We start from the raw sequence: 23,561 nt of genomic DNA on the forward strand, positions 1-23,561 counted from the left end.
TGCACACTGTCCCTACCGCTTGCCTCTGCATCACCCGCATGTTCCTGTACCCGCCTCTGACCACTGGCCTTTACACTCGCCGCTTGTTCCTGCACCCGACTGGGCTATCCTTAACGCCACACGATGTCACAAGGCGTTTTGCGCCGGTCTGCGCCGCGAGGCTGCCGGTCCGGTTGAACATGCCGGATAAAATGAGGTCTATTACCATCATTGACCACCCGTTGACGGCTGCCGCGCTGGCCTTAGGGCCGTTTTGCTCTGGTACGGCGGCCGCTCTCCGGTCAATAAAACGGCTGCCGCGCTTCGTGGCGCCCGATAGATGAGCGTTTTGCTACTGGGATTTCGGGTAATGAAAATTTTGGTCATTGAGGACGATAAACTCTTGCGGGAAGGCTTGCAGCAGGCGCTGGAGCAGGAAAGTTTTGCCTGTGAATGCGCCTCTAATCTGGGTCAAAGCTGGCCGTTATTGACCTCCACGACTTATAGCCTGATTATTCTTGATTTAGGTTTGCCGGACGGCGATGGGATGACTCTGCTGGAAAAACTTCGCCGGCAGGGCAACGGCGTGCCGGTATTAATCCTGACCGCGCGTGACGCGATTGACGAGCGGGTACGCGGCCTGGATTTCGGCGCAGACGATTATCTGATTAAACCCTTTGCGCTGAGCGAATTATTGGCCCGCTCCCGGGCCATCATTCGCCGTCATCAGGGTGTCAGTAATAACCTGTTGTGGGTCGATGATATTTCTCTGGATTTGACCCACCATGATGTCACCGTGGACGGTAAAGCGGTCATCCTGACCCCGAAGGAGTTTGCGATCCTCTCCCGGCTGATGTTGCGGGCGGGGCATCGCATTCATCGTGAAATCCTGCATCAGGATCTTTACAGTTGGGATGATGATCCTTCCTCCAACTCGCTCGAAGTGCATATTCATCATCTGCGCCAGAAAATAGGCCGTGGCCGTATCCAGACGCTACGTGGCTTCGGTTATCTTCTCACCACCGCAGAAAAATCATGAGCGGTCTGCGGATACGCGCCGGCCGCTTTTACAGCATGCGTTGGCGGCTTATTATCGTGCTCGGCGCCATCATGCTGGTGTGCCAGCTGATAAGCGTATTTTGGTTATGGCATGAAAGCAAAGAGCAGATCGACCTACTGGTCGACAAAACGCTCGCAGAAGCGGTGCGCAATGAGCACGTCAATACCGAAATACATGAGGCTATCGCCTCTTTGAGCGTGCCTTCATTGCTGATGATCCTGGTAACGCTGTTTTTTTGCTTTCAGGCGGTGAAATGGATCACCCGGCCGCTGTCGGTGCTGCAAACGCAGCTGCAAACGCAGCTGCAAACCCGCAGTGCGGAAAGTGTTGACCCGCTGCCGGAGACGGGTGATATCAACGAGGTACTTGCCGTTACCCGCAGTTTGAATCAGCTGCTGGCGCGTCTGAATACCACGTTGCAGCAGGACAGGCAATTTACCGCCGACGTGGCGCATGAATTACGTACGCCGCTGGCGGGGATCCGTTTGCATCTGGAATTGCATGAGAAGCAGCATCAGATTGACTGTCAGCCGCTCATTGAACGGGTAGACAATATGGCGTTTACCGTCGAACAACTGCTGATGTTGGCCCGGATCCGCAATGACTTTTCATCCGGACAGTATCAAGCGTTGCGGTTGGTGCATGATGTCGTGGTGGCGCAACAAGACGAGCTGGCTGAGATGGCGGCTTTGCGCGGGCAGCGGCTGGATTGGCAATTACCGGCTGCCGATCCGGTGATCCACGGCAATGCGGTGTTGTTGCGTTTGTTACTGCGCAATCTGGTGGAAAATGCCCACCGTTATTGTCCGGATGGAAGCACCATTACGGTCACCCTGCAGCAAGATGAAACCCCGTCGGGGCGCCAATGTATTTTGCAGGTCATGGATGAAGGGCCCGGTATCGACGAAGCACGGGCGGTGGAATTGACCCGGCAATTTTTCAGAATGGATCAGCGATATAACGGTATTGGTCTGGGGCTAAGTATCGTCACCCGTATTGCGCAATTACATCATGGCCGCTTCACCCTGAGTAACCGTAAAGACAGGGACGGCACCTTGGCACGGCTGGAGCTGGACGGCTGAGGGCGTTGACTTCCTATGGCATGGCGATGGGAGAACCTGTGTCGGCCGCGCCCGAGGCGTTGGCAAAAGCGAAGGCCCGGGTAACGCCGAGTCTGCGCGACGCAACCATGGTGGCAAACCGAACTGGCGGCCTGTTCGGATCATGATAAGCCTGGCCGTCACAGAGATTGATTGCCAAGCGGGAACCAGCTTGGCCGTTATACGCCACTTTCATCGATCAGACATCACCCGGGTCCTGTCGCGATGACGTTAGCGACCCAGAATCAGTTTGGCCGTATTGCGCAGGCTCTGTTGGAGAGGGGAACGAATAGGATCGAGCAACGCCGCATTTACCACATAGTCCTGCTTGCCATCATCAAATAGCAGTTTAGCGGAATCCACCACGCGATTTACCCATTTTTGATGGGTTTGTACCTGGCCTTGCTCGCGACTAATATGTTTGGCGCTGTCAATGCGCTGTTCCCAATCCGCCCGGATTTCATGACGAAACTGATTGCCAGCCGCTTTAGCGGTACGCAAGTCCAAACGATGCTGAATTTTCTCGGGATAGCGGTATTGAAAATGTTTTAAACGGATATGATGAGGCCAGATCAGATTAGGGAATCTGCCGACCGGCTAGAGGCTGTCCTCTTTCCACTCGCGATTTCTGTGTTTAACAAAACGCGCCTCAGAACTGTTACAGGCAAAGAATTTTAAGGCATTTATCGATTCACCATCTCGATAACGCTCCGGGTGACGCTGGTATTCTTCTGCATCCTTCTCGGTAAAGTAATATTGAAAGCTCGCACATTGCACAATATCGTAATGCTTGCCGACCTTGGCTAAAAATTCACGCGGATTATCAATATAGAATTCATCAAAGTCTAACCGACACCACCAGTCGCCTTCCTGTGCCTGCTGACGGAATTTATTGTAGGCACGTGAGCGAAATCCGTCGGTAAATTCATCCGTAATCTGGCCGTAAACTTCCACTTTATCCCAATGGTGAAATTTCTGATCGATAAGTTCCCACGTTCCATCCGTACTGGCATGATCAATCAAAAAAATCTTATCGATCCAGGGCAAAGCCGCTTCCAGCGCTTTTTCCAATACGTCGATTTCATCTTTCACCATGCAAATAGCGAATATTTTCATTTTTATCTACACCCGTTGGCCGGACCACTAAGTAAATTTATCAGCACTAAGTCCGTTTCAAAATTAAAATCAATGAGTTGCAGTCATGACATTCATTATAAATAAGCACTTCCATTTCACTTTGTTATTGCTGGGCCAATCTAGGCACTGAGCATCACGCTTAATACTGTGTTACGGCTCAATATGCATGACATTCATTGAAAATCTTCATTTTTCGAGTATAACTTTTTGCGCTCAGGCACAACAGACACGGCCGGCAAAATCAGATTTTTCTATGGCTTAGGCGTCAAACCAGGCTCTAAAACCACGGCCGCCGATGTCGCTGTACAGTATCCGTCACTGCAACGGCCGCGCTGTAGGACTACCGACGTTCCTCTCGTTCTGCGCCTTTATAAGGCCACGTCTGCTTAACGTTACGTTCCCTAGCCTGGGTCTCCATAAGACGGTGCCATGTAGACCTACAATCCATTACCCGGCGGTGCAAAAAACCGGCGTTTTTGTGAGCCTGCTAATACATTAACCGGCTTCTTCAATAGCCGGTTTCCCGGCAGTACGGCACAGGATGTCGCTCGACCGAGCAGGGCGAGGATGGAAATAGTTACAACATACTGTAACATTTCATTTTGACAGCCTTTTTACTTTTCTCTGCCGTATATTATCCGGGTTTTATGCTGTAAACGTTTTCTGTCCTGTGACCTGATTCACGATGTGTTTAATTTAAATCCGTTAGGATAAGCGCATATGTTTCGTAATTGTTATCACAAGGAGTGAGAAACATGAGAAAAGAGCTGATTGTATGACAACGATTCGTGATGTGGCACGCCTGGCGGGTGTGTCAGTAGCAACCGTTTCTCGGGTGTTGAGCGACAGCGCGTCTGCCAGTAAGCAGGCGAGGGAGCGCGTACTCTCAGCAGTATCCCAATTGGGTTATCGTCCTAACGCTAATGCGCAGGCGCTGGCTAACCAGAGCAGCGATACCATCGGGGTGGTCGTCATGGACGTCGCCGACCCCTTCTTTGGCGCGTTGGTAAAAGCCGTGGATGACGTGGCGCAGCGGCATCAGAAGAATGTCCTGATTAGCAACAGCTATCATCAGGCGGATAAAGAACGCCACGCCATCGAGGTACTGATACGCCAGCGCTGTAGCGCCCTGGTGGTACATGCCAAAATGCTCAGCGATGAGGAACTCATCGGTTTTATGCAAAGCGAACCGGGTATGGTGCTGGTCAATCGCATCGTGGCCGGTTATGAACACCGCTGCGTTGCCCTGGACAACGTAGCTGGCGCGCTGATGGCGACGCGAATGCTGCTCAAGCAGGGGCACCGCAATATCGGCTATATCGGCTCCAACCATGATATCGAGGACCAATATCAGCGGCACCAGGGGTACCTGCTGGCCATGAATGAGGCGGGTATCACGCCACAGCAAAGCTGGCAGGTGAGGGCGGACCCTTATCTGCACGGCGGTGAACAGGCGATGGTGGAGCTGCTCGGCCGCAATCAGCAGTTGAGCGCCGTGTTTGTCTATAACGACAGCATGGCGGTCGGGGCGTTGGCAACCCTGAAAGAAAACGGTATCACCGTGCCGGCGCATTTTTCCGTTATCGGTTTTGACGATCTTCCCATATCGCGCTATACCAGTCCGCATCTGACGACGGTGCGCTATCCTGTATGGATGATGGCGGTAGCAGCGACAGAACTGGCGTTAAAAGGGACTGCCGGTCAACTTGATCCTGGCCAGAACCATCTTTATATGCCAACGCTGGTCCGTCGCTATTCTGTCGCGCCGCGCCAAACTGTGACGGCGATCGCTGCTTCGCCACAAGATGAAATGTAACCGGTTTCAAGTTATGAGAACATTCACATTATATTAACATCCCTCCCGATATGCTGTAGCCGTTCTCCCGTCAGACATGGATAAATGCGTCGTTCGAGACGTTCTCGAATGGCGCAACTGTAACGGTCCGTGATGCCGTCTGGCGGGGCTATCCGGCCTGGCCCCTTTTGCCATGACCTGAAAGCATTGTGAGAGACTCACTGAGTGCTACCCTACTGATATCCGGAGAGACTAATGAATAAGAAGGCATTTACCCTTACTGCTCTGGCAGCCGGCCTGATGTTTTCCATGGTTGCGCAGGCCGCGAACGTGTGTATCGGCGTCACGATTTATAAATATGACGACAATTTCATGTCGGTGGTACGCAAAGCCCTGGAAAAGGATTCTAAAGACAGTTCCGGAGTGACGTTGCTAATGAATGACTCCCAGAACGATCAGTCTAAACAAAATGACCAAATTGACGTCCTCATCGCCAAAGGGGTCAAAGCGCTGGCGATCAACCTGATTGACCCTGCGGCTGCGCCCGTCGTGATCCAAAAAGCCCGCGGCAACGACATTCCCGTCATGTTCTACAACAAAGAACCGAGCCGCAAAGATCTAGATAGCTACGACAAAGCCTATTATGTTGGTACCGATTCCAAAGAATCCGGCATTATTCAAGGCGAGTTGATTGCAAAACATTGGAAAGCCCATCCTGACTGGGATTTAAATAAAGATGGCGTGATTCAATATGTCATGCTGAAAGGGGAGCCGGGACATCCGGATGCCGAGGTGCGCACCAGCTACGTTATCAAGACGCTAAACGATCAGGAAAAATTAAAGACTCAGCAGTTGCAGCTTGATACCGCCATGTGGGACACCGCCCAGGCGAAAGACAAAGTAGACGCGTGGCTTTCCGGGCCTAACGCCAACAAGATTGAAGTGGTGATCGCCAATAATGACGCCATGGCTATGGGCGCGGTAGAAGCCCTCAAAGCCCATAATAAAACCAGCATCCCGGTATTTGGGGTGGACGGGCTGCCGGAGGCCCTGGCACTGGTTAAATCGGGCGCGATGGCCGGTACCGTGCTTAACGACGCCGACAATCAGGCCAAAGCCACGTTTGATTTGGCTAAAAATCTGGCGGAAGGCAAAGGCGCCGCAGATGGTACACAATGGAAGATTGAGAATAAAGTCGTCCGTATTCCTTATGTTGGCATCGATAAAGACAACTTAGCGCAATTCAAAAAATAAAACCTAATAAACCTAATACCCCTGCCGACCCCGGCGGGGGTATGAAACCTGTCTATTTCTGAGCTGGTGTAACTATGGCCGACATTACGACCGAACAGCAGGGCGAATGGCTGCTGGAAATGAAAAATATCAGCAAATCATTTCCTGGCGTGAAAGCGTTGGATAACGTTAATCTCAATGTCCGTCCCCATTCCATTCACGCCTTGATGGGGGAGAACGGTGCGGGCAAATCCACGTTATTAAAATGCCTCTTCGGTATTTACAGTAAAGATGCGGGAAGCATCATTTTTCAGGGACAGGAAGTTAACTTCAAGAATTCCAAAGAAGCGCTGGAACAAGGGGTTTCCATGGTGCATCAGGAGCTTAACCTGGTGCTACAGCGTACCGTAATGGATAATATGTGGCTCGGCCGCTACCCCCGAAAAGGGATGTTTGTCGACCATAAAAAAATGTATCAGGACACAAAGACGATTTTTGACGAACTGGATATTGATATCGATCCGCGGGATAAAGGCGCCACTCTTTCCGTGTCCCAGATGCAAATAATCGAGATAGCCAAGGCGTTTTCCTATGATGCCAAAATTGTCATCATGGACGAACCGACTTCGTCTCTCACCGAAAAAGAAGTCAACCATCTCTTTAGTATCATACGCAAACTGAAGGCGCGCGGCTGCGGCATCGTTTACATCTCCCATAAAATGGAAGAAATATTTCAGCTGTGCGACGAAATCACTATTTTGCGTGATGGACAATGGATTGCCACTCAGCCGGTAGAGGGGCTGAGTATGGACCAGATTATCGCCATGATGGTGGGCCGTTCGCTGAGTCAGCACTTTCCCGATCGTATTAGCGAGCCGGGGGAGGTGATGCTGGAGGTCCGCAACCTCACCTCGTTGCGCCAGCCCTCTATTCGCGACATCTCATTTGATTTGCATCAGGGTGAGATACTCGGGATCGCCGGTCTGGTCGGCGCGCGGCGTACCGATATCGTGGAAACTTTATTCGGTATCCGTGAAAAATCCGCCGGGACTATCCGTCTGCACGGCAAAAACATTAAAAACAGCAGCGCCAACGAAGCCATCAGCCACGGTTTCGCGCTGGTGACCGAAGAGCGGCGCGCCACCGGGATTTATGCCTTCCTGGATGTCGGCTTTAATTCGCTGATTTCCAATATTCGCAGCTATAAGAACAAGATGGGCCTGCTCAATAATACCCGAATGAAGAGCGATATTCAGTGGGTCATCAACGCGATGCGGGTTAAAACGCCGGGACATAGCGCCCATATCGGATCGCTTTCGGGGGGCAATCAGCAAAAAGTTATCATCGGCCGCTGGCTGCTCACCCAGCCGGAAATATTGATGCTGGACGAGCCCACTCGTGGTATCGACGTCGGCGCCAAGTTCGAGATTTATCAGCTGATGACCGAGCTGGCGAAGCGGGGTAAAGGCATTATCATCATCTCATCCGAGATGCCGGAACTTCTCGGCATTACCGATCGCATTCTGGTCATGAGCAACGGTCAAATGGTGGGGATGGTCAATACAAAAGAAACCTCACAGAATGAAATTTTGCGTCTTGCTTCCCTGTATCTTTAATTTTTTAAGGGTTTAACGATGAATGCGTTGAAAAAGAAAAGCATGCTCACTTATCTGAAAGAGGGCGGAATTTATGTGGTATTGCTGGTATTATTGGCCATTATTATTTTTCAGGATCCAACGTTTTTGAGCCTAATGAACTTGAGCAATATCCTGACTCAATCCTCAGTGCGGATTATTATTGCCCTTGGGGTGGCGGGATTAATTATGACGCAGGGTACTGACCTGTCGGCGGGGCGGCAGGTGGGTCTGGCGGCTGTCGTGGCGGCGACGCTGCTACAATCCATGGATAACGTCAATAAAGTCTTCCCCGATATGTACAGCCTGCCCATTCCGCTGGTGATCTTGATTGTTTGCGCCATTGGCGCGGTAATCGGGCTGGTTAACGGTTTGGTGATTGCGTATCTAAACGTAACGCCGTTTATTACCACCTTGGGCACCATGATTATCGTCTATGGGATTAATTCTCTTTATTACGATGTCGTAGGCGCCTCGCCGATTGCTGGTTTTGAGTCGAACTTCTCAAGCTTTGCGCAAGGATTCATTCGACTCGGCGATTTCAAACTGTCGTACATTACCTTTTACGCGCTGATCGCCATTATCTTTGTCTGGGTGTTATGGACTAAAACACGTTTTGGTAAAAACATCTTCGCTATCGGCGGCAACCCGGAGGCTGCAAAAATCTCCGGCGTCAATGTGCCGTTAAACCTGATTATGATTTATGCCTTGTCGGGCGTCTTCTACGCCTTTGGCGGTATGTTGGAAGCGGGGCGTATCGGTAGCGCCACCAACAACCTCGGATTCATGTATGAACTGGATGCCATTGCGGCCTGTGTCGTAGGGGGCGTTTCGTTTGCCGGTGGGGTCGGCACGGTGCTGGGTGTGGTTACTGGGGTCATCATCTTTACCGTCATCAACTACGGTCTGACCTATATCGGTGTTAACCCTTATTGGCAATATATTATCAAAGGCGCCATCATTATATTCGCTGTTGCGCTTGATTCGCTGAAATACGCCAAGAAAAAATAATCCACGTCGCGCGCGGGCTGGTTCCGGCGGTGGTAGCCAGGCCCTTACTGCCTTATCGCGGCAGTGCCGCTCACCCTGGCTCGCGTCAAACTTGTTTTTCTGCCGCCGATGGTTACGGCCGGTTTGCCGCCGGCGCGTCTATGCCATGGGATTGGGCGGAACCCGGCAGCGCCGGTTTAATCTCGTGCGGCTGCTTTTGCTGGATTTCCAGCAGTTGTTCCGGCGAGACGGTAGGGTAACCTTGCGTCCCCTGCGGAACCTCGTGGCGCGCGGGTATAGGTATCAGCGGGCCGAGAAAACGCGGCTCCCGTTTCATAAGATACAGATCAGACAGCGCCCCCAGGCGAGCGCCAATTTCCCGTAACCGGACGGACAGCATGTTTTTCGGCGAAGGCACCGCATAGCATTGAGCCTGTATGCCCATGTTTAAGGCGATAAACAGCGCGCGTTCACAGTGAAAACGCTGGGTAATGATGGTGAAGTCGTTGGTGTCAAAGACTTTGCGGGTACGGATGATGGAATCCAACGTCCGAAAGCCGGCAAAATCCAGCACGGTATCGGCGGCGGGCATGCCCTGCGCAATCAGGTCACGACGCATGGTTACCGGTTCATTATAGCTTTGCAGCGCGTTATCGCCGCTCAGCAGGAGGTAACTCACCTTACCGCTGTTATAAGCGTTAAGCGCGCCCTGGATGCGATAAAGGTAATACTGATTGATGACGCCGGTACGGTAATATTTGGCGGTGCCCAGCACCACCCCCACCTGACGGTGCGGAAGGGCCGTCAGATCATCATAGATGAAGGGCGCGGTTTTCCAGCTGATCCAGCGGTCAAGGCTCACCGCCGTCAGTACGAGAACACCTGCAATAATTAACAGGGTAAAAATCAGGCGTTTCAACATACTATAGCCTTTGCCGGTTCCCACGAAAATGTCATGGCTCCAAGGCTACTTTACCTGTCGGGCTGAAGCAAGGTGTGCGAGGGGCAAGTCAGGCCAATGCCGCAAATTTGCCCCTGAACCGGCCGGGTTTTCCCGGCCGGTTGATGGAGGATTTAAAAAGAGGTGCGGCGATAATCGCGGTACTGCGGCTGCCAGAAGTTATGCTCGATGGCCAGAGACAAGGTTTCCTCAGACGTGACCAGCGCCACCCCGTGAACCTGCGCCGCCTTGGCCACCGCCATGGCGATCACCCGCGACACCGACTGAATATCGTTAATGTCCGGCAGCAGCGCGCCGCCGTCGCCGTTGGCCAACGGCGAGCAATCCGCCAGCGCCCGACTGGCGGCGATCAGCATGGCGTCGGTTATTTGGCCGGCGCCCGAAGCCAATACGCCCAGACCGATACCGGGGAAAATATAGGCGTTATTGCACTGTGCAATCGGGTAAGTTTTGCCCTCAAACTGCACCGGCGCAAACGGACTGCCGGTCGCCACCAGGGCCGCGCCGTCGGTCCAGCGTAAAAGATCTTCCGGCGTAGCCTCCACGCGCGAGGTAGGATTGGACAGCGGCATCACGATGGGCCGCTCGCAGTGCTGATGCATATCCCGGATAATCTCTTCGGTAAAAAGCCCCGGCTGGCCGGAGACACCGATCAACACCGTCGGTCTGGCGTTGCGCACCACATCCTGCAGCGAAATGGTGTCACTGTCCAACTGCCAATCGCTGAGGCTATCGCTGGGTTGTACCAGACGACTTTGGAAATCCAGCAGGTTCGCCAGTTTGTCGGTCAGCAGACCAAAGCGATCGACCATCAGGACGCGGCGGCGAGCCTCGTCCTCGCTGAGACCTTCGGTGCGCATTTCCGCAGTAATCTGTTCGGCGATACCGCAACCGGCGGAGCCGGCGCCCAGGAACACCACCTTTTGATCGCGTAAGCGTTTACCCGCGGCGCGGCTGGCGGCCAGCAGACAGCCCAGCGTCACGGCGGCGGTGCCTTGAATATCATCATTAAAGCAGCACAATTCGCTGCGATAGCGATTGAGCAGCGGGGTAGCGTTTTTCTGGGCGAAATCTTCAAATTGCAGCAGGACGTTCGGCCAACGGCGTTTCACCGCCTGAATAAACGCATCGACGAACTTATCGTACTGCTCTCCGGTGATGCGCGGATGGCGCCAGCCCATATACAGCGGGTCGTTAAGCAATTGCTGGTTATTAGTGCCAGCATCCAGCACCACAGGCAGAGTGTAGGCGGGGCTGATGCCGCCGCAGGCGGTATACAGCGACAGTTTACCGATGGGAATGCCCATGCCGCCAATCCCCTGATCGCCCAGGCCCAAAATGCGCTCGCCGTCGGTAACCACAATCACTTTGACATTCTGCTTGGTGGCGTTTTGCAGCATATCCTCAATTTTGTCACAGTTATTATAAGAAATAAATACGCCGCGCGCGCGGCGATAAATGTCGGAAAACCGCTCGCAGGCGTCGCCGACGGTCGGAGTATAGATAATTGGCAACATTTCAGCCAAATGAGCCGCGAGTAAGCGATAAAACAGCGTTTCGTTGGTATCCTGGATATTTCGCAGATAAATATGGCGGTCGATGTTAGTGCGAAAATCCTGGTACTGCCGCCAGGCTCGCTCGGCCTGCTCTTCAATGGTTTCCACCGTATCCGGCAGCAAACCCTGCAAATTGAAATTGTCACGCTCTTCCAGGGAGAAAGCGCTGCCTTTATTCAGCAGGGGAAATTCCAGCAGAATAGGGCCGGCATGGGGTATATACAGGGGGCGTTTGCTTTCGTATTCCAGTTCCATTTTCTTCACTCATCGTTACTGATAATGTTGGCTGTAGAAACAGCATAAAAGATCACGGCAGTGATTGTCCGGCCGGAGTTGTAATATATTTTTTTACTGCGCTCCGCTAAATACGCCCGTTACCGGACTGTCGACGCGTCGGGGGTCACAGAGAAAGACTGAGATGGTGTACCTCATGGCAGCCCAGCGCGGCAAGGGTTGCGTTCGTTGCAGGCCACTGCGTTATCGGTGCATTTTGCCGCTCCGCCAATACTGCTCGTCTAATCTGTCGGTCATCGGCGCCAGCGGCGTTCATCAGAATGAGCGCTGTTTGCAGCGGCGGCAGGCTGGGATTGAACGCGGCGTTTTCCGCATAGCGTCCCGCGTAGACGCAGCCATCCTGCGTCTGCAGCGCGACGCCGCTGTGGCTTTGACTGTAGGGCGCATGGCTCCGGCTGGCCGCATCCAGCGCTGTGCTAACCAAAGGATCATTGTCGTCGGGGGAGGGCGCGGATAGATCATGGTCCAGCCATGCCGCGGCGGCGAAAGCGTGGTCAATTTCATCCAGCAACAGGCTTTGAATAGCGAGATCGCGCGGTCCGAACGCATCGGGAAGATAGCTGGCGAGCGTTGCGGCGGAACGCTCGGGCAGGCAGATAATCAAATCGGTGCCGCTGTTCAATTCATTCATAAACTGCCGGCAATGGCCGCAGGGGGTATAGTTAACCGTTAGCGCCCGCAGTCGTTTTTCACCACGCAGCCAGGCGTGGGCAATCGCGCTTTGTTCCGCATGCACCGTTTGCTGCAGCGGCGCGGCGAGGAATTCCATATTGGCGCCGAAATAGAGATTGCCGCTGATGCCGCACGCGATAGCGCCGACGTTAAAATGGGAGAGCGGTGTGACGGCATAGGCGGCGGCGAGCGGCAGCAGCGTGAAGCATAACGCGTCTTCGTCCAGGCCGCCGGCCTGCATGAGTTCCTTAACCTGAGGAGCGCTCAGCCAGCCGGCGAAGGCGTGATGATCGAGCAGCGGCGCCAGGGCAGTGTGTAACGCAGGGCTAACCGCGGCCAGTGCCGGTGCAAAACGAGCAATCATAAGGGGTCTCTGTACATTGGGCAGGCAATCATTGTAAACAGGGATAACGTAATTAACTACGATCTATATCTTATCGTTAACAATTAACTGAGTAATTTGAGCAATAAGGGAAACAAAAAGAGCGAAATAAGGGAAGTAATAATGCCGCAGATGACCAGCGCCAGCGAACTGAACGCCCCCTCTTGAAAATCCACCTCAGCGCAGCGGGCGGTGCCCATCGCCAGACCGCGCGCCGCCCGGGTGGATATTTGCAGCAGCGTGAACAGACTATGGCTAAACACCGCGCCCAAAATGCCGACGAAGATGGTACGCACACCGCCGTCACGGCGGGAATGCCGCCGATGGATTGTGAAACCGCCATGGCAATGGGGGTGGTCACCGATTTCGGCATTACCGAAGCGGCCATCTTCGGCGAAACGCCCAGCCACAGCGCAATAGCGGCGCTGCTCACCATGGCGGTAAGACTTCCGGCAAAGCAAACACTGATGATGGATTTCCAGCGTGCGCGAATCTGATGCAGCTGTTCATACAACGGATACGCCAGCGCCACTATCGCCGGCTGGAGCAAATCATTTAGTATCTTACTGCTGGCGAAATAGCGCTCATAGGGTATACCGGTTACCAGCAGCAGCGCGATAATCACCACCATGGAAACCAGCAACGGATTTAATAGCGGCATGCGTGCCCAACCGGCAAGGCGGCGGGAGGCAAAGAAGACGCCGAGCGTTAGCGGCAGTAACTAGATAAGCGAGGGCAACATTATCGGTCTCCGGCGTCCTGTGGCTGGCCGGTGATTGGCCGCTCACGATGCACATAATGGGAACTGAGTCCCACCACGACCATCACCATGATGGTACTGACGGCGCAGGAGAACACGATAGGCCCCAACTGGTCGGCCAGTTGCTGATAATAATTCATTATGCCAACGCCGATGGGAACGAATAACAGCGCCATATAGCGGATTAACACATAACAGCCAGGTTTAAGCCATAACGGCGGTACCAGCTGAAAAGAGAGCAACACAAAAAGCAGCAGCATACCGATGATACTGCCGGGGATAGCGAAGGGCAGCGGAGCAGAAAAAAGATGCCGGCGTATAAACAGAGGTAGATAAGTATAAACGCCCAGACCAAGGCCCAGGCATCAGTCAAAATCTTGGCATATTAGCCATCCTAATGATTATGCATTTATCATACAATTAAATAATGTATTGTGCCAGCCCTCACGGACCGGCAATGGCTGCCTTTCGCATCGCGACGCTTAACGCTGCCTGATGACGCCTAACGCCGCCTGGGGCAAAAAACGGGCCGTTAACCGGTGGCTGTTCACTCAGCGATATGGCACGAAATGCCAATCTCTGCACGCGCGTTGACTGGCGGCATAATCGCGTATGATAAGCATCAGCCAGTCCGCGCTATTCATCATGATCGCGCTTTTCAGCTCGGCATGCAAGTTGATAAAATCGTTCACATCCTCCTCCTTGGGCAGCGTCAGCCGATGTTTTTCGGCGTACTGTGTTAATGAGGTCATCAGGCCGTTGCTGTAGTGCACCTGAAGCCGGGTAAGCACCTCTTTCGGGTTAGTTGAGCAGATTTTCGGCACTTGCGCCCACACATCGTGCTGTAAGCTAATAAATCGGTTAACCGGGGACGAGAGCAGAATAATTTGCTTTAACAATTCATTTTTCGCCAAATCCCTTCGATTTTTCGCATCGGCACAATCGTGACAACTCAAAAGTTTGACCAGCGAATCCGTGATGACCACGAAACCTTTAACGTAAGCATCTTGCGCCGCATAGAATAGCGGTGTTTTTTTTAACATCGTCGGCGATAACGGTGAGGAGACCGCCGTGCGATTGCCGTCGTCGGTGCCCACCATGGCAATATTGGTATAGTTCAAACGCGCTGTGTTATCAATGAAGTCGGAGTTATGCTCATTTCTGGTGTATGAGGTTTCGGAGAGGGTGGCGTATGCTGCTGATTGATTTCGTGGATGATTTCAACAACAGAGAGGATGATACGCCATGAAAAAATCTACCCTACAGGTTTCCGCAGAACCAGATATTACCGGTGATCCCTTGCATGAAATCATCCGTCATGGTGCCAGACAACTGATGGCCGCCATCGTTGAGGCTGAGCTCGAAGCCATGCTGCAACAACATGCTGAACGCCGTCTTGACGATGGGCGTCATGCCGTCGTCCGTAACGGTTATTTGCCACAGCGAACCATACAGACGGGTATTGGCGATGTTGAAATTAAAGTGCCTAAGGTCAGGGATCGCAGCGGCGACGGAATATGCTTCAACAGCGCGTTGCTGCCGTCTTATCTGAAGCGAGCAAAAAGCGTCGAAGCGTTGCTGCTATAGTGATTTTCATGAAGCCCTGGGGGCGCTACTCGGTGAAAAAGCCCATGGCCTCTCCGCGAGTACCATCAGCAGACTGAAACAGCAATGGCTTGAAGTGCACAGGCAATGGTGCCTGCGTGATTTAAGCGATACGCGCTACGTTTATTTCTGGGCTGATGGCATATACAGCCATGTCAGGCAAGATGATCGCCTTTGCCTACTGGTCAGTATCGGCGTCACTGAGCATGGACGTCAGGAGCTGGTTGCGGTCGAAGAGGGTTTATCGAGAATCAGAAACAAACTGGGCCGAACTTCTCAATGGCTTGCAAGCACGTGGCCTAACCGTATCTCCCAAGCTGGCTACGGGAGACGGTGCCCTTGGTTTTTGGAATGCAATGCAAAGATATTCCCGGACACGCAGTACCAACGCTGTTGGGTGCACAAAACGGCTAATGTGCTAGCTTCACTCCCCCAAAGCCATGCAACCGAAAGTTAAGGCTGAGCTTCGGGAGATCTGGCTAGCAGAAAGCCGCGATGCCGCTAATGACGCTTTTGATGTTTTGTTGGCAAGGTTTTCAGCGAAGTATCCTGCAGCGATGAAGAAGCTGGAGAAAGATCGAAAAGAACTGCTGGCATTCTACGACTTTCCGTCAGAGCACTGGGCATCAATAAGAACGACAAAGCCGATTGAATCGGCTTTTGCGACTGTGAGGTTACGAAGCAGACGCGCAAAGAAGTGTGGTTCAAGAGAAACCACCCTGTCAATGGTATTTAAGCTGCTCCAGTCTGCTCAGAAAAGCTGGAACCGGCTAAGAGGATTTGACCTGCTGACCCTGGTGGTAAACAACGTCCAATTTCAGGATGGAGAACAGATTCACGAAGCATCAGAGCAGAACGTAGCCTGATCGCCATACACCAGATTTGATAATAACTCCTGCCTTTCCTCTACGCCCACCGCGCGAGGGACAATCGTGGTGGTTGGAAGAGGAAAAAAGGGTGGGGAATAAAGTCGAAGTCAGACACTCAGGTCGATAAGGGGTAATCATAAAATCATCCATGATTGCGTTAATAAGAAAAACGACGATCGTAATTCGTCCGTTTTAACCTTGACCAAACTAGGTTGTTAAGGGAGAGGCGCAAGGAAAGGTAATGACATTTTTGCTATGCCTAATAGCGATAATAGATACGGAATTATGACGTGCATTCAATACCCGCCCGCAGCGAGATCTCAGACAAAATGATGAAGGGGCGTGCCGACACTGTAAAGGTACCGCTATGATTTGGACGATGGCTGGGTATAAAAATGATGATGCCCCACTGCCATGACGTTATCCCAGGGGATGAGTGGCGTGTTTCTCATGCGGTCCGGCCGGATAACGGTTGGGACCTGCTGGCAAAGGAAAGCACTGCGCCAATGAGGCGGGCGGGGTGCAATGGGTGCAGAGAGCGTGCGGTGCAAGAGGCGCCAGTTGTCACCGGAAAAGCGCTGCTATCGCTGACACCCGACATACCCGATATCTTAGCGAGGATGCAGACAACCGCGCGACGTTGGTGAGAACGCGCTCTGACTTTCCATCAATGTGACAGACGGCGCCCGCCTGATGTGTGCGGCCGCAATCGTCAGCCGATGCCCCGCCGCCGAGCGGCGGCCAGGGTCGCGGCGCGCCCTTGAGCCGGCAGCGCTGCGCTGCGCCAGATGGACCCCCCGGTAACAGAACCACAGGCTTAACAGCGTGACCAACATCAAGAGGCCAAAGATGGTCACCGGTGGCGTGTAGGTTAATAACAGCCCTGTCAATAGAGAATTGACCGCACCGCCCAGGCTACTCAGGTTTTGCATGCCGTAATAGCTGCCTTTCAGATGCGGCGGTGCGATAAAATCGACAAACATATATTCCACGGGAATAATAATAATCTCTCTCAGTGAGAAGATGGCGACGGCAAGCACCCACATCGGTAACACGCGTTGGGCAAAAATAATTCCCGCCAGTCCTAGCAGAAAAAACAGGCTGCCGACGGCCAGCCATTTCATTAGCGCGCCCCGCGTGATATGGCGGCTGACCAGTATTGCAACGTCACGACGATGGTTGCGTTAACCGGCAAAATGATCCCCACCACCTTATAGGCGAAGTCAGGATCGAAGGCCACCATCAAATATTGCGAAATGCAGCTGGCGAACTGACTGGTCACCAGACTGCCTAAAGTACCGCCAAGGGTGAACCAGATAAGTCTGCGGTCTTGACGCAGAATGGTCAGGGTTTGGCGAAACTTCGGCATTTGACGTTCCGCGGGCGGGCGTTGACCAGCACCAGCCACGTTTGTCCGAGCGACATACTGCGCTGCTGTGAGAGAAAAATGTCCAAAACGGCAGCGTGAGGCCGTGGCCGATGGTTAAAATCAACGAGGTAAGAAGTAGTGCTTTTATCAGCGGTGGAGATCCTTTCATGACAACGCACATCCATAATGATTATGTATCGGCATTAAGGATAACGACTTTCCGGTAAACTGAACAGCGGCGGGCAGGAATAAGACCAGGTAAATGACCCCTGGCAGGGGCGGTAAGAAAACGGCGAAGGGGAAGCGGCGATAATACCCGGAGGGCGGCTTGGGCCATTGCCCTCAGGGAACGTACGGCGCGGGTTATTTTACCGGCATGCCGGGCAGCGCACCTGCATCCGGGCTGAGCAGGAAGATATCCTTGCCGCCGGGGCCGGCTGCCATCACCATCCCTTCCGATATGCCAAAGCGCATTTTGCGCGGTGCCAGATTGGCTACCATGATCGTCAGGCGACCCTCCAACACTTGTGGATCGGGATAGGCCGCGCGGATACCGGAGAATACCTGACGGCTGGTGCCACCGAGATCGAGCGTGAGTTTTAGCAATTTATCCGATCCTTTGACTGACTCGGCACGCTTAATCAGCGCCACCCGCATATCCACCTTGGCGAAATCATCAAAATTTATCGTGGGGGCGATAGGGGCCTCGGCCAGCGCGCCCGCTGGCGCCGCGGCCGGCTCGCCGGCTGCCGCAGCTTCCAGGCGCGATACCTCGATCACGGCATCTACCTGGGCTGCCTCAATGCGACTGAACAGCGCCTTGAACGGACGGATGCGATGCGACAGCAGCGGGGCTGACAGGTCGTCCCAGTCAAGTGGGGTAGCGAGGAAGGCTTTAGCACGCTCCGCCAGCGAAGGTAGAACCGGTTTCAAATAGGTCATCAACACCCGGAACAGCTGGATGCCCATTGAACAGATAGCCTGCAAATCCGCTTCGCGGCCTTCCTGTTTCGCCACGACCCAGGGCGCTTGCTCATCGACATAGCGATTGGCCAAATCCGCCAGCGCCATGATTTCGCGGATTGCTCGGCTGGTTTCGCGGCTGCTGAACGCATCGCCTATGGACGTTGCGGCATTAACGAAAGTGGCATACAGCGCCGGATCGGCCACCGTCGCCGCCAGCTGGCCGTCGAAGCGTTTATTGATAAAGCCGGCGTTGCGCGAGGCCAAATTGACGACTTTATTGACGATATCGGCATTGACCCGCTGGATGAAATCTTCGAGGTTAAGGTCGATATCATCGATGCGCGACGACAGTTTAGCGGCATAGTAATAGCGCAGGCACTCTGCATCCAGGTGCGCCAGATAGGTGCTAGCTTTAATAAAGGTGCCGCGCGATTTGGACATTTTGGCGCCGTTGACGGTCACATAGCCATGCACAAACAAATTGGTCGGTTTGCGGAAGTGGCTGCCTTCGAGCATCGCCGGCCAGAACAGGCTGTGGAAATAAACGATGTCCTTGCCGATGAAATGGTAAAGATCGGCCTTGGAATCCACATCCCAAAATTCGTCAAAGCGGAGGTCGCTGCGCTTCTGGCACAGGTTCTGGAACGCGCTCATATAGCCGATGGGCGCATCCAGCCAGACATAGAAATATTTGCCCGGCGCATCCGGCACTTCAAAACCGAAGTAAGGCGCATCGCGGGAAATATCCCACTCCTGCAACCCTGACTCGAACCACTCCTGCATCTTGTTCGCCACCTGCTCTTGCAGCGCGCCGGAACGCGTCCAGGCGCGCATCATTTCGCTGAAGGCGGGTAAATCAAAGAAGAAGTGTTCCGATTCCCGCATGACCGGCGTGGTGCCCGACACCGCCGATTTTGGATTGATGAGATCCGTAGGGTTATAGGTGGCGCCGCAGACTTCGCAGTTATCGCCGTATTGATCGGGCGAGTGGCATTTAGGGCAGCTGCCTTTCACGAAGCGATCGGGCAAAAACATGACTTTTTCGGGATCAAACAGCTGGGAAATGGTCCGCGATTTGATAAACCCGTTCTCTTTCAGACGCTGGTAAATTAATGTCGACAGCTGCTGATTCTCTTCGCTGTGGGTAGAATGATAGTTATCGTAGCTGATGCCAAAGCCGGCAAAATCCGTCTGATGCTCCAGGTTCATTTCATTGATCATCTCTTCCGGCGCAATACCTAGCTGCTGCGCCTTAAGCATGATTGGCGTGCCGTGAGCATCATCAGCACAAATGAAATAAATCTGATGGCCGCGCATTCGCTGATAGCGGACCCAAATATCCGCCTGAATATGCTCGAGCATATGGCCGAGATGGATGGAACCGTTAGCGTAAGGTAACGCACAGGTTACCAATATTTTTTTCGCGACTTGAGTCATGGTAGGAATAGGCTTTCGTTAAGTTTCATAAGGGTAGCCGATGGTAACCGATAGCGATGCCTCACGTAAACAAGCGGCATGCCTGCCATCACGGCGGCGAACTTTTTTCCGCCGTGGAGGATGAGCCCTGTTATGCTAAGGCTAATGGTTACTCATCCTCTAAACAGAACCCAAAGGAGCCGGGATGAATCCTTTTACGCCGCAAACTACCCCTGAAGCGCTGCGCGAGAAAGTAAGCCGCGTGCTGGGCGCTTTCAAACACCCGACGCTGAAACGCGATTTAACCGTATTAAAAGCGTTACATCACAGCGCATTGCTTGACAGCACGCTGCACATCGAGCTGGTCATGCCGTTTGCCTGGCAAAGCGGTTTCGCCGAGCTGAAGGAAAGCGTTAGCGCGGAGCTGCTACGCCTGACCGGCGCGACCGCCATCGACTGGAAGCTGATACACAATATTGCCACCATGAAACGGGTCAAGGATCAGACTGGGGTAAGCGGCGTGCGCAATCTGATTGCCGTCAGCTCCGGCAAAGGCGGCGTGGGAAAATCCAGCACCGCCGTCAATCTGGCGCTGGCACTGGCGGCGGAAGGCGGGCGCGTCGGGCTTCTGGACGCGGATATATACGGCCCCTCGATTCCGACCATGCTGGGCACCACCCACGAGCGACCCACGTCGCCGGACGGGCAACATATGGCGCCGATTATGGCCCACGGTCTGGCGACAAACTCCATCGGCTACATGGTGACCGAAGACAATGCCATGGTTTGGCGCGGTCCCATGGCCAGCAAAGCCCTATTGCAGCTGCTCACCGATACCCTGTGGTCGGAGCTGGATTATCTGATTCTGGATATGCCCCCCGGCACCGGCGATATCCAACTGACGCTGGCGCAGAATATCCCGGTGACCGGCGCGCTGGTGGTGACGACGCCGCAGGACATCTCCCTGGCGGATGCGCGCAAGGGCATTGTGATGTTCGCCAAGGTCGGCGTGCCGGTACTCGGTATCGTGGAAAACATGAGCATGCATATTTGCAGTCATTGCGGCCATCTTGAAGCCATTTTCGGCACCGGCGGCGCGGAAAAGCTCACGGAGCAGTACCAGTGCGCGCTGCTGGGGCAATTGCCGCTGCATATCAGCCTGCGCGAGGATCTGGACCGCGGCGAGCCGACGGTGGTAAGCCGCCCCGAAAGTGAATTTACCGAAATGTATCGTCAGCTAGCAGGTCAAGTAGCGGCGCAACTTTACTGGCAGGGGGAAGTGATCCTGACCGAGATTGCTTTTAAGGCCGTTTGACAGCCCATTACGCCAGGGGGGACGGGAGGTTGCTCCATCCTGAAGCCGGTAGAGGCCGTGTCGCGTTCGGCGCCACGCGCCAAGGCCCGGCAATGCCGTGTCACGGGGGCGCAGAAGCGCCGTGCGGCATGCCGGGGCATCAAGGGCAGTGACACGCCGTGCGTGCACCTGCGTTTAGAGGAGAAATAACGCGGAAGGTCGCCACGCCAGGTTTTAAGGGGAGCGTGGCGAAGTGTGAGGTTAACTCGCGGGCGCCGGCCTCGTTTCCTGCTCCGGCCTTAGCGCCGGGGACGGACGATGCAGGTCATCGCGGGTATAGACTTTGATCACCGGCGCCACGCTAAGGGCTATCTGCTCCAGCAGATTCTGGGTCGGCGCCTTTTTGCCCTGCACGACCAGCAGCAGTGGCAAAATAAGCATCGCCACAATTTGGCCGTTGGTCAGAAAACGAATATGCGTATGCCGTCTGAACTGCATCAGCAGAAAGGACGTACTAATCACGTAGCCTAATACCAATCCGGACACGATTTCAGACAGTGAATGCGCCTGAATTATCAATCGTGAAATGCCAATCGCCAATGCCAGCAGATAGCCCCCCGCCACCGCTGCGGCGCGTGGCGCAGGATGCGCGCGGCTAAACAGGATCCAAAGCATGACCGGCCAGATACTGGCCGACAACGCCGAATGGCCGCTGAAGCCCGTGAAATCATAAGTGCGGCTGCCGATGCCCCAGCCCATAAAGGCCAATTTCGAGGCGCAAACGATGCCGCCGGCGAGACAGAACAGCATTAGCCATTGCCAGCAGGCCTGGCGGGTATCCGTTTTCAGCAGCAAAATCACCACGATTAAGCCCGCGCAAGGTAATAACAGCATGCTGTCGCCAAAAAAAGTAAACCAATGCCAACTCATGGGATCCCTTATAAGGTAGGGCCGGCCAACGGCCACGACGGGCTACTTTACCCATATGACAATAGCAGCTCCAGCATGAATAGTCTTAAACTGGTTGGCGCAAATCATGACCGGCGGTAAAAAATGCTCCGCCGGGCTGTCCTGCGGCCCGCTAATGCTGGCGTGTACTTGCTCCACCCCCTATAATTGCTGAGTAAATTGCAGCCTCATTGCCGAGGCATACTCAGAATATCAGGCCTTCGATTGTATGACTGACAAGCCCCACCAGTGCGTTATTATCGGCATCGCCGGCGCATCCGCCTCAGGAAAAAGTCTTATCGCCAGCACGCTGTATCGGGAGTTGTGCTACCAGGTCGGCGATGAGCATATCGGCATCATCTCCGAAGGCAGCTATTATAAAGATCAAAGCGGCATGACCATGACGGAACGGGTCAAAACCAATTATGACCATCCGAGCGCCATGGATCACAGCCTACTGTTTCAATATATTCAGATGCTGAAGGCCGGCTTGCCGATTGAAATGCCGGTCTACAGTTATGTCGAGCATACCCGCCGTCCTGAAACCCTCCACCTGCGGCCAAAGAAAGTCATTATTCTGGAAGAGATCCTGCTACTCACCGATTTACGCCTGCGCCAGGAGATGAATTTATCAATCTTTGTTGATACCCCGTTGGATATTTGCCTGATGCGCCGCATGAAACGAGACGTTAATGAACGCGGCCGATCGATGGACTCCGTGATCGGGGAATATCAGCGTACCGTCCGCCCCATGTTTTTGCAGTTTATCGAACCGTCAAAACAATACGCCGACATCATTGTCCCGCGCGGCGGAAAAAATCGGATTGCCATCGACATTTTAAAAGCGAAAATCAGTCAGTTTTTCGAATAATTCCCGTGTAGTATTTGAGACCTGACCGGTTGCCGTTGTAGCGGCAACCCACCTTCACGCCCTTAGGGAGAGACAAGCGATGAGATTGTGCGATCGTGATATTGAGATCTGGCTGGATGAAGGCCGACTGGACATCGCGCCGCGCCCGCCGATAGAAAGGATTAACGGGGCGACGGTGGATGTACGGCTGGGTAACCAGTTTCGGGTTTTTCGGGGGCATACCGCGGCGTATATCGATCTCAGCGGGCCAAAAGATGAAGTGACCGCGGCGCTGGACCGGGTAATGAGCGACGAAATCCAACTGGTCGAAGGTGAAGCGTTTTTCTTGCATCCGGGCGAGCTGGCGCTGGCGGTCACCCTCGAATCGGTTACGCTGCCTGATGATCTGGTCGGCTGGCTGGATGGACGCTCCTCCCTGGCGCGTCTGGGTCTGATGGTACACGTGACCGCACACCGGATCGATCCCGGCTGGCAGGGTAGAATCGTGCTGGAGTTCTATAATTCAGGTAAGTTGCCGCTGGCGCTGCGCCCCGGCATGCTGATAGGCGCCCTGAGCTTTGAGCCGCTGAGCGGTCCCGCGGCCCGCCCCTATAACCGGCGTGAAGATGCCAAGTACCGCAATCAGCAAGGCGCCGTGGCCAGTCGGATTGACAAGGACTGAATCGTCGGA

General features: G+C 53.8%; 19 protein-coding genes and 3 pseudogenes. 10 read left to right on the forward strand and 12 right to left on the reverse strand.

Annotated features, from left to right (window positions below; translation table 11 throughout):
• Positions 1-349 precede the first annotated feature (349 nt).
• A complete protein-coding gene (gene pmrA, locus SGP1_RS08280; protein WP_011410820.1) occupies positions 350-1,018 on the forward strand; it encodes a two-component system response regulator PmrA in 669 nt (222 codons plus the stop codon).
• Complete coding sequence (gene pmrB / locus SGP1_RS08285; protein ID WP_011410821.1) at positions 1,015-2,121, forward strand: two-component system sensor histidine kinase PmrB; 1,107 nt, start codon at positions 1,015-1,017, stop codon at positions 2,119-2,121. Before pmrA ends, pmrB begins: the two co-directional genes overlap by 4 nt.
• A 249-nt stretch (positions 2,122-2,370) precedes the next feature.
• Here the strand turns inward: pmrB and SGP1_RS08290 are convergent, their stop codons facing one another.
• Complete coding sequence (locus tag SGP1_RS08290) at positions 2,371-2,640, reverse strand: hypothetical protein (RefSeq protein ID WP_041866775.1); 270 nt, start codon at positions 2,638-2,640, stop codon at positions 2,371-2,373.
• A gap of 96 nt (positions 2,641-2,736) precedes the next feature.
• Positions 2,737-3,255 carry a glycosyltransferase family 2 protein gene (locus tag SGP1_RS08295; RefSeq protein WP_011410822.1) on the reverse strand — a complete coding sequence of 173 codons (519 nt, stop codon included), beginning with the start codon at positions 3,253-3,255 and terminating at the stop codon, positions 2,737-2,739.
• Positions 3,256-4,051: 796 nt separating this feature from the next.
• On the opposite strand from SGP1_RS08295, the gene galS reads away from it, so the two are divergent.
• The 4 genes from galS (at position 4,052) to mglC (ending at position 8,949) form a co-directional block, all read left to right on the forward strand.
• Positions 4,052-5,092 (forward strand): HTH-type transcriptional regulator GalS, encoded by a 1,041-nt coding sequence (gene galS, locus SGP1_RS08300; RefSeq protein ID WP_011410823.1) that lies wholly within the window; start codon positions 4,052-4,054, stop codon positions 5,090-5,092.
• Positions 5,093-5,326: 234 nt separating this feature from the next.
• Positions 5,327-6,325 (forward strand): galactose/glucose ABC transporter substrate-binding protein MglB, encoded by a 999-nt coding sequence (mglB, locus tag SGP1_RS08305; protein WP_011410824.1) that lies wholly within the window; start codon positions 5,327-5,329, stop codon positions 6,323-6,325.
• A gap of 74 nt (positions 6,326-6,399) precedes the next feature.
• A complete protein-coding gene (gene mglA / locus SGP1_RS08310; RefSeq protein WP_011410825.1) occupies positions 6,400-7,920 on the forward strand; it encodes a galactose/methyl galactoside ABC transporter ATP-binding protein MglA in 1,521 nt (506 codons plus the stop codon).
• 18 nt (positions 7,921-7,938) lie between these two features.
• Positions 7,939-8,949 carry a galactose/methyl galactoside ABC transporter permease MglC gene (mglC, locus tag SGP1_RS08315; RefSeq protein WP_011410826.1) on the forward strand — a complete coding sequence of 337 codons (1,011 nt, stop codon included), beginning with the start codon at positions 7,939-7,941 and terminating at the stop codon, positions 8,947-8,949.
• A 112-nt stretch (positions 8,950-9,061) separates the two neighbouring features.
• On the opposite strand, the gene sanA is transcribed toward mglC, so the two are convergent.
• From sanA to SGP1_RS08345, 6 genes and pseudogenes are all read right to left on the reverse strand, one after another.
• Positions 9,062-9,850 (reverse strand): outer membrane permeability protein SanA, encoded by a 789-nt coding sequence (gene sanA / locus SGP1_RS08320; RefSeq protein WP_011410827.1) that lies wholly within the window; start codon positions 9,848-9,850, stop codon positions 9,062-9,064.
• 152 nt (positions 9,851-10,002) lie between these two features.
• A complete protein-coding gene (locus tag SGP1_RS08325; RefSeq protein ID WP_011410828.1) occupies positions 10,003-11,700 on the reverse strand; it encodes an NAD-dependent malic enzyme in 1,698 nt (565 codons plus the stop codon).
• Between the two features lie 145 nt (positions 11,701-11,845).
• Positions 11,846-12,775 carry a cytidine deaminase gene (gene cdd, locus SGP1_RS08330; RefSeq protein ID WP_011410829.1) on the reverse strand — a complete coding sequence of 310 codons (930 nt, stop codon included), beginning with the start codon at positions 12,773-12,775 and terminating at the stop codon, positions 11,846-11,848.
• Between the two features lie 83 nt (positions 12,776-12,858).
• Positions 12,859-13,454 (reverse strand): annotated as a pseudogene (locus SGP1_RS08335) (CidB/LrgB family autolysis modulator).
• 80 nt (positions 13,455-13,534) lie between these two features.
• Positions 13,535-13,929: pseudogene (locus tag SGP1_RS08340) on the reverse strand (CidA/LrgA family protein).
• Positions 13,930-14,104: 175 nt separating this feature from the next.
• Positions 14,105-14,674 carry a hypothetical protein gene (locus SGP1_RS08345; protein ID WP_011410830.1) on the reverse strand — a complete coding sequence of 190 codons (570 nt, stop codon included), beginning with the start codon at positions 14,672-14,674 and terminating at the stop codon, positions 14,105-14,107.
• A 124-nt stretch (positions 14,675-14,798) separates the two neighbouring features.
• On the opposite strand from SGP1_RS08345, the pseudogene SGP1_RS08350 reads away from it, so the two are divergent.
• Positions 14,799-16,024, forward strand: a pseudogene (locus tag SGP1_RS08350) (IS256 family transposase).
• 614 nt (positions 16,025-16,638) lie between these two features.
• On the opposite strand, the gene SGP1_RS23705 reads toward SGP1_RS08350, so the two are convergent.
• From SGP1_RS23705 to metG, 3 genes are all read right to left on the reverse strand, one after another.
• A complete protein-coding gene (locus SGP1_RS23705) occupies positions 16,639-17,151 on the reverse strand; it encodes a hypothetical protein (protein WP_050747510.1) in 513 nt (170 codons plus the stop codon).
• Positions 17,151-17,396, reverse strand: coding sequence for a hypothetical protein (locus tag SGP1_RS23710; protein WP_050747511.1), 246 nt, complete (start codon positions 17,394-17,396; stop codon positions 17,151-17,153). Before SGP1_RS23710 ends, SGP1_RS23705 begins: the two co-directional genes overlap by 1 nt.
• A 363-nt stretch (positions 17,397-17,759) precedes the next feature.
• A complete protein-coding gene (metG, locus tag SGP1_RS08360) occupies positions 17,760-19,799 on the reverse strand; it encodes a methionine--tRNA ligase (protein ID WP_011410831.1) in 2,040 nt (679 codons plus the stop codon).
• Between the two features lie 184 nt (positions 19,800-19,983).
• On the opposite strand from metG, the gene apbC reads away from it, so the two are divergent.
• Positions 19,984-21,093 (forward strand): iron-sulfur cluster carrier protein ApbC, encoded by a 1,110-nt coding sequence (gene apbC / locus SGP1_RS08365; protein WP_011410832.1) that lies wholly within the window; start codon positions 19,984-19,986, stop codon positions 21,091-21,093.
• Between the two features lie 240 nt (positions 21,094-21,333).
• Here apbC and SGP1_RS08370 read toward each other — a convergent pair whose 3' ends face one another.
• Positions 21,334-22,002: a phosphatase PAP2 family protein gene (locus SGP1_RS08370; protein ID WP_011410833.1), complete on the reverse strand. Its 669-nt coding sequence runs from the start codon at positions 22,000-22,002 to the stop codon at positions 21,334-21,336.
• Between the two features lie 247 nt (positions 22,003-22,249).
• On the opposite strand from SGP1_RS08370, the gene udk reads away from it, so the two are divergent.
• A complete protein-coding gene (gene udk / locus SGP1_RS08375) occupies positions 22,250-22,891 on the forward strand; it encodes a uridine kinase (RefSeq protein WP_011410834.1) in 642 nt (213 codons plus the stop codon).
• 79 nt (positions 22,892-22,970) lie between these two features.
• Positions 22,971-23,552: a dCTP deaminase gene (gene dcd, locus SGP1_RS08380; protein WP_011410835.1), complete on the forward strand. Its 582-nt coding sequence runs from the start codon at positions 22,971-22,973 to the stop codon at positions 23,550-23,552.
• Positions 23,553-23,561: the final 9 nt, after the last annotated feature.

This window comes from Sodalis glossinidius str. 'morsitans', assembly GCF_000010085.1.
GTDB classification, from domain to species: Bacteria; Pseudomonadota; Gammaproteobacteria; order Enterobacterales; family Enterobacteriaceae; genus Sodalis; species Sodalis glossinidius.

Excerpts from the sequence above, each read along its gene's own strand:
- pmrA (WP_011410820.1), top strand. The coding sequence starts at position 350 with ATGAAAATTTTGGTCATTGAGGACGATAAACTCTTGCGGGAAGGCTTG.
- pmrB (WP_011410821.1), top strand. The coding sequence starts at position 1,015 with ATGAGCGGTCTGCGGATACGCGCCGGCCGCTTTTACAGCATGCGTTGG.
- SGP1_RS08295 (WP_011410822.1), bottom strand. The coding sequence starts at position 3,255 with ATGAAAATATTCGCTATTTGCATGGTGAAAGATGAAATCGACGTATTG.
- galS (WP_011410823.1), top strand. The coding sequence starts at position 4,052 with ATGACAACGATTCGTGATGTGGCACGCCTGGCGGGTGTGTCAGTAGCA.
- mglB (WP_011410824.1), top strand. The coding sequence starts at position 5,327 with ATGAATAAGAAGGCATTTACCCTTACTGCTCTGGCAGCCGGCCTGATG.
- mglA (WP_011410825.1), top strand. The coding sequence starts at position 6,400 with ATGGCCGACATTACGACCGAACAGCAGGGCGAATGGCTGCTGGAAATG.
- mglC (WP_011410826.1), top strand. The coding sequence starts at position 7,939 with ATGAATGCGTTGAAAAAGAAAAGCATGCTCACTTATCTGAAAGAGGGC.
- sanA (WP_011410827.1), bottom strand. The coding sequence starts at position 9,850 with ATGTTGAAACGCCTGATTTTTACCCTGTTAATTATTGCAGGTGTTCTC.
- SGP1_RS08325 (WP_011410828.1), bottom strand. The coding sequence starts at position 11,700 with ATGGAACTGGAATACGAAAGCAAACGCCCCCTGTATATACCCCATGCC.
- cdd (WP_011410829.1), bottom strand. The coding sequence starts at position 12,775 with ATGATTGCTCGTTTTGCACCGGCACTGGCCGCGGTTAGCCCTGCGTTA.
- SGP1_RS23705 (WP_050747510.1), bottom strand. The coding sequence starts at position 17,151 with ATGAAATGGCTGGCCGTCGGCAGCCTGTTTTTTCTGCTAGGACTGGCG.
- SGP1_RS23710 (WP_050747511.1), bottom strand. The coding sequence starts at position 17,396 with ATGCCGAAGTTTCGCCAAACCCTGACCATTCTGCGTCAAGACCGCAGA.
- metG (WP_011410831.1), bottom strand. The coding sequence starts at position 19,799 with ATGACTCAAGTCGCGAAAAAAATATTGGTAACCTGTGCGTTACCTTAC.
- apbC (WP_011410832.1), top strand. The coding sequence starts at position 19,984 with ATGAATCCTTTTACGCCGCAAACTACCCCTGAAGCGCTGCGCGAGAAA.
- SGP1_RS08370 (WP_011410833.1), bottom strand. The coding sequence starts at position 22,002 with ATGAGTTGGCATTGGTTTACTTTTTTTGGCGACAGCATGCTGTTATTA.
- udk (WP_011410834.1), top strand. The coding sequence starts at position 22,250 with ATGACTGACAAGCCCCACCAGTGCGTTATTATCGGCATCGCCGGCGCA.
- dcd (WP_011410835.1), top strand. The coding sequence starts at position 22,971 with ATGAGATTGTGCGATCGTGATATTGAGATCTGGCTGGATGAAGGCCGA.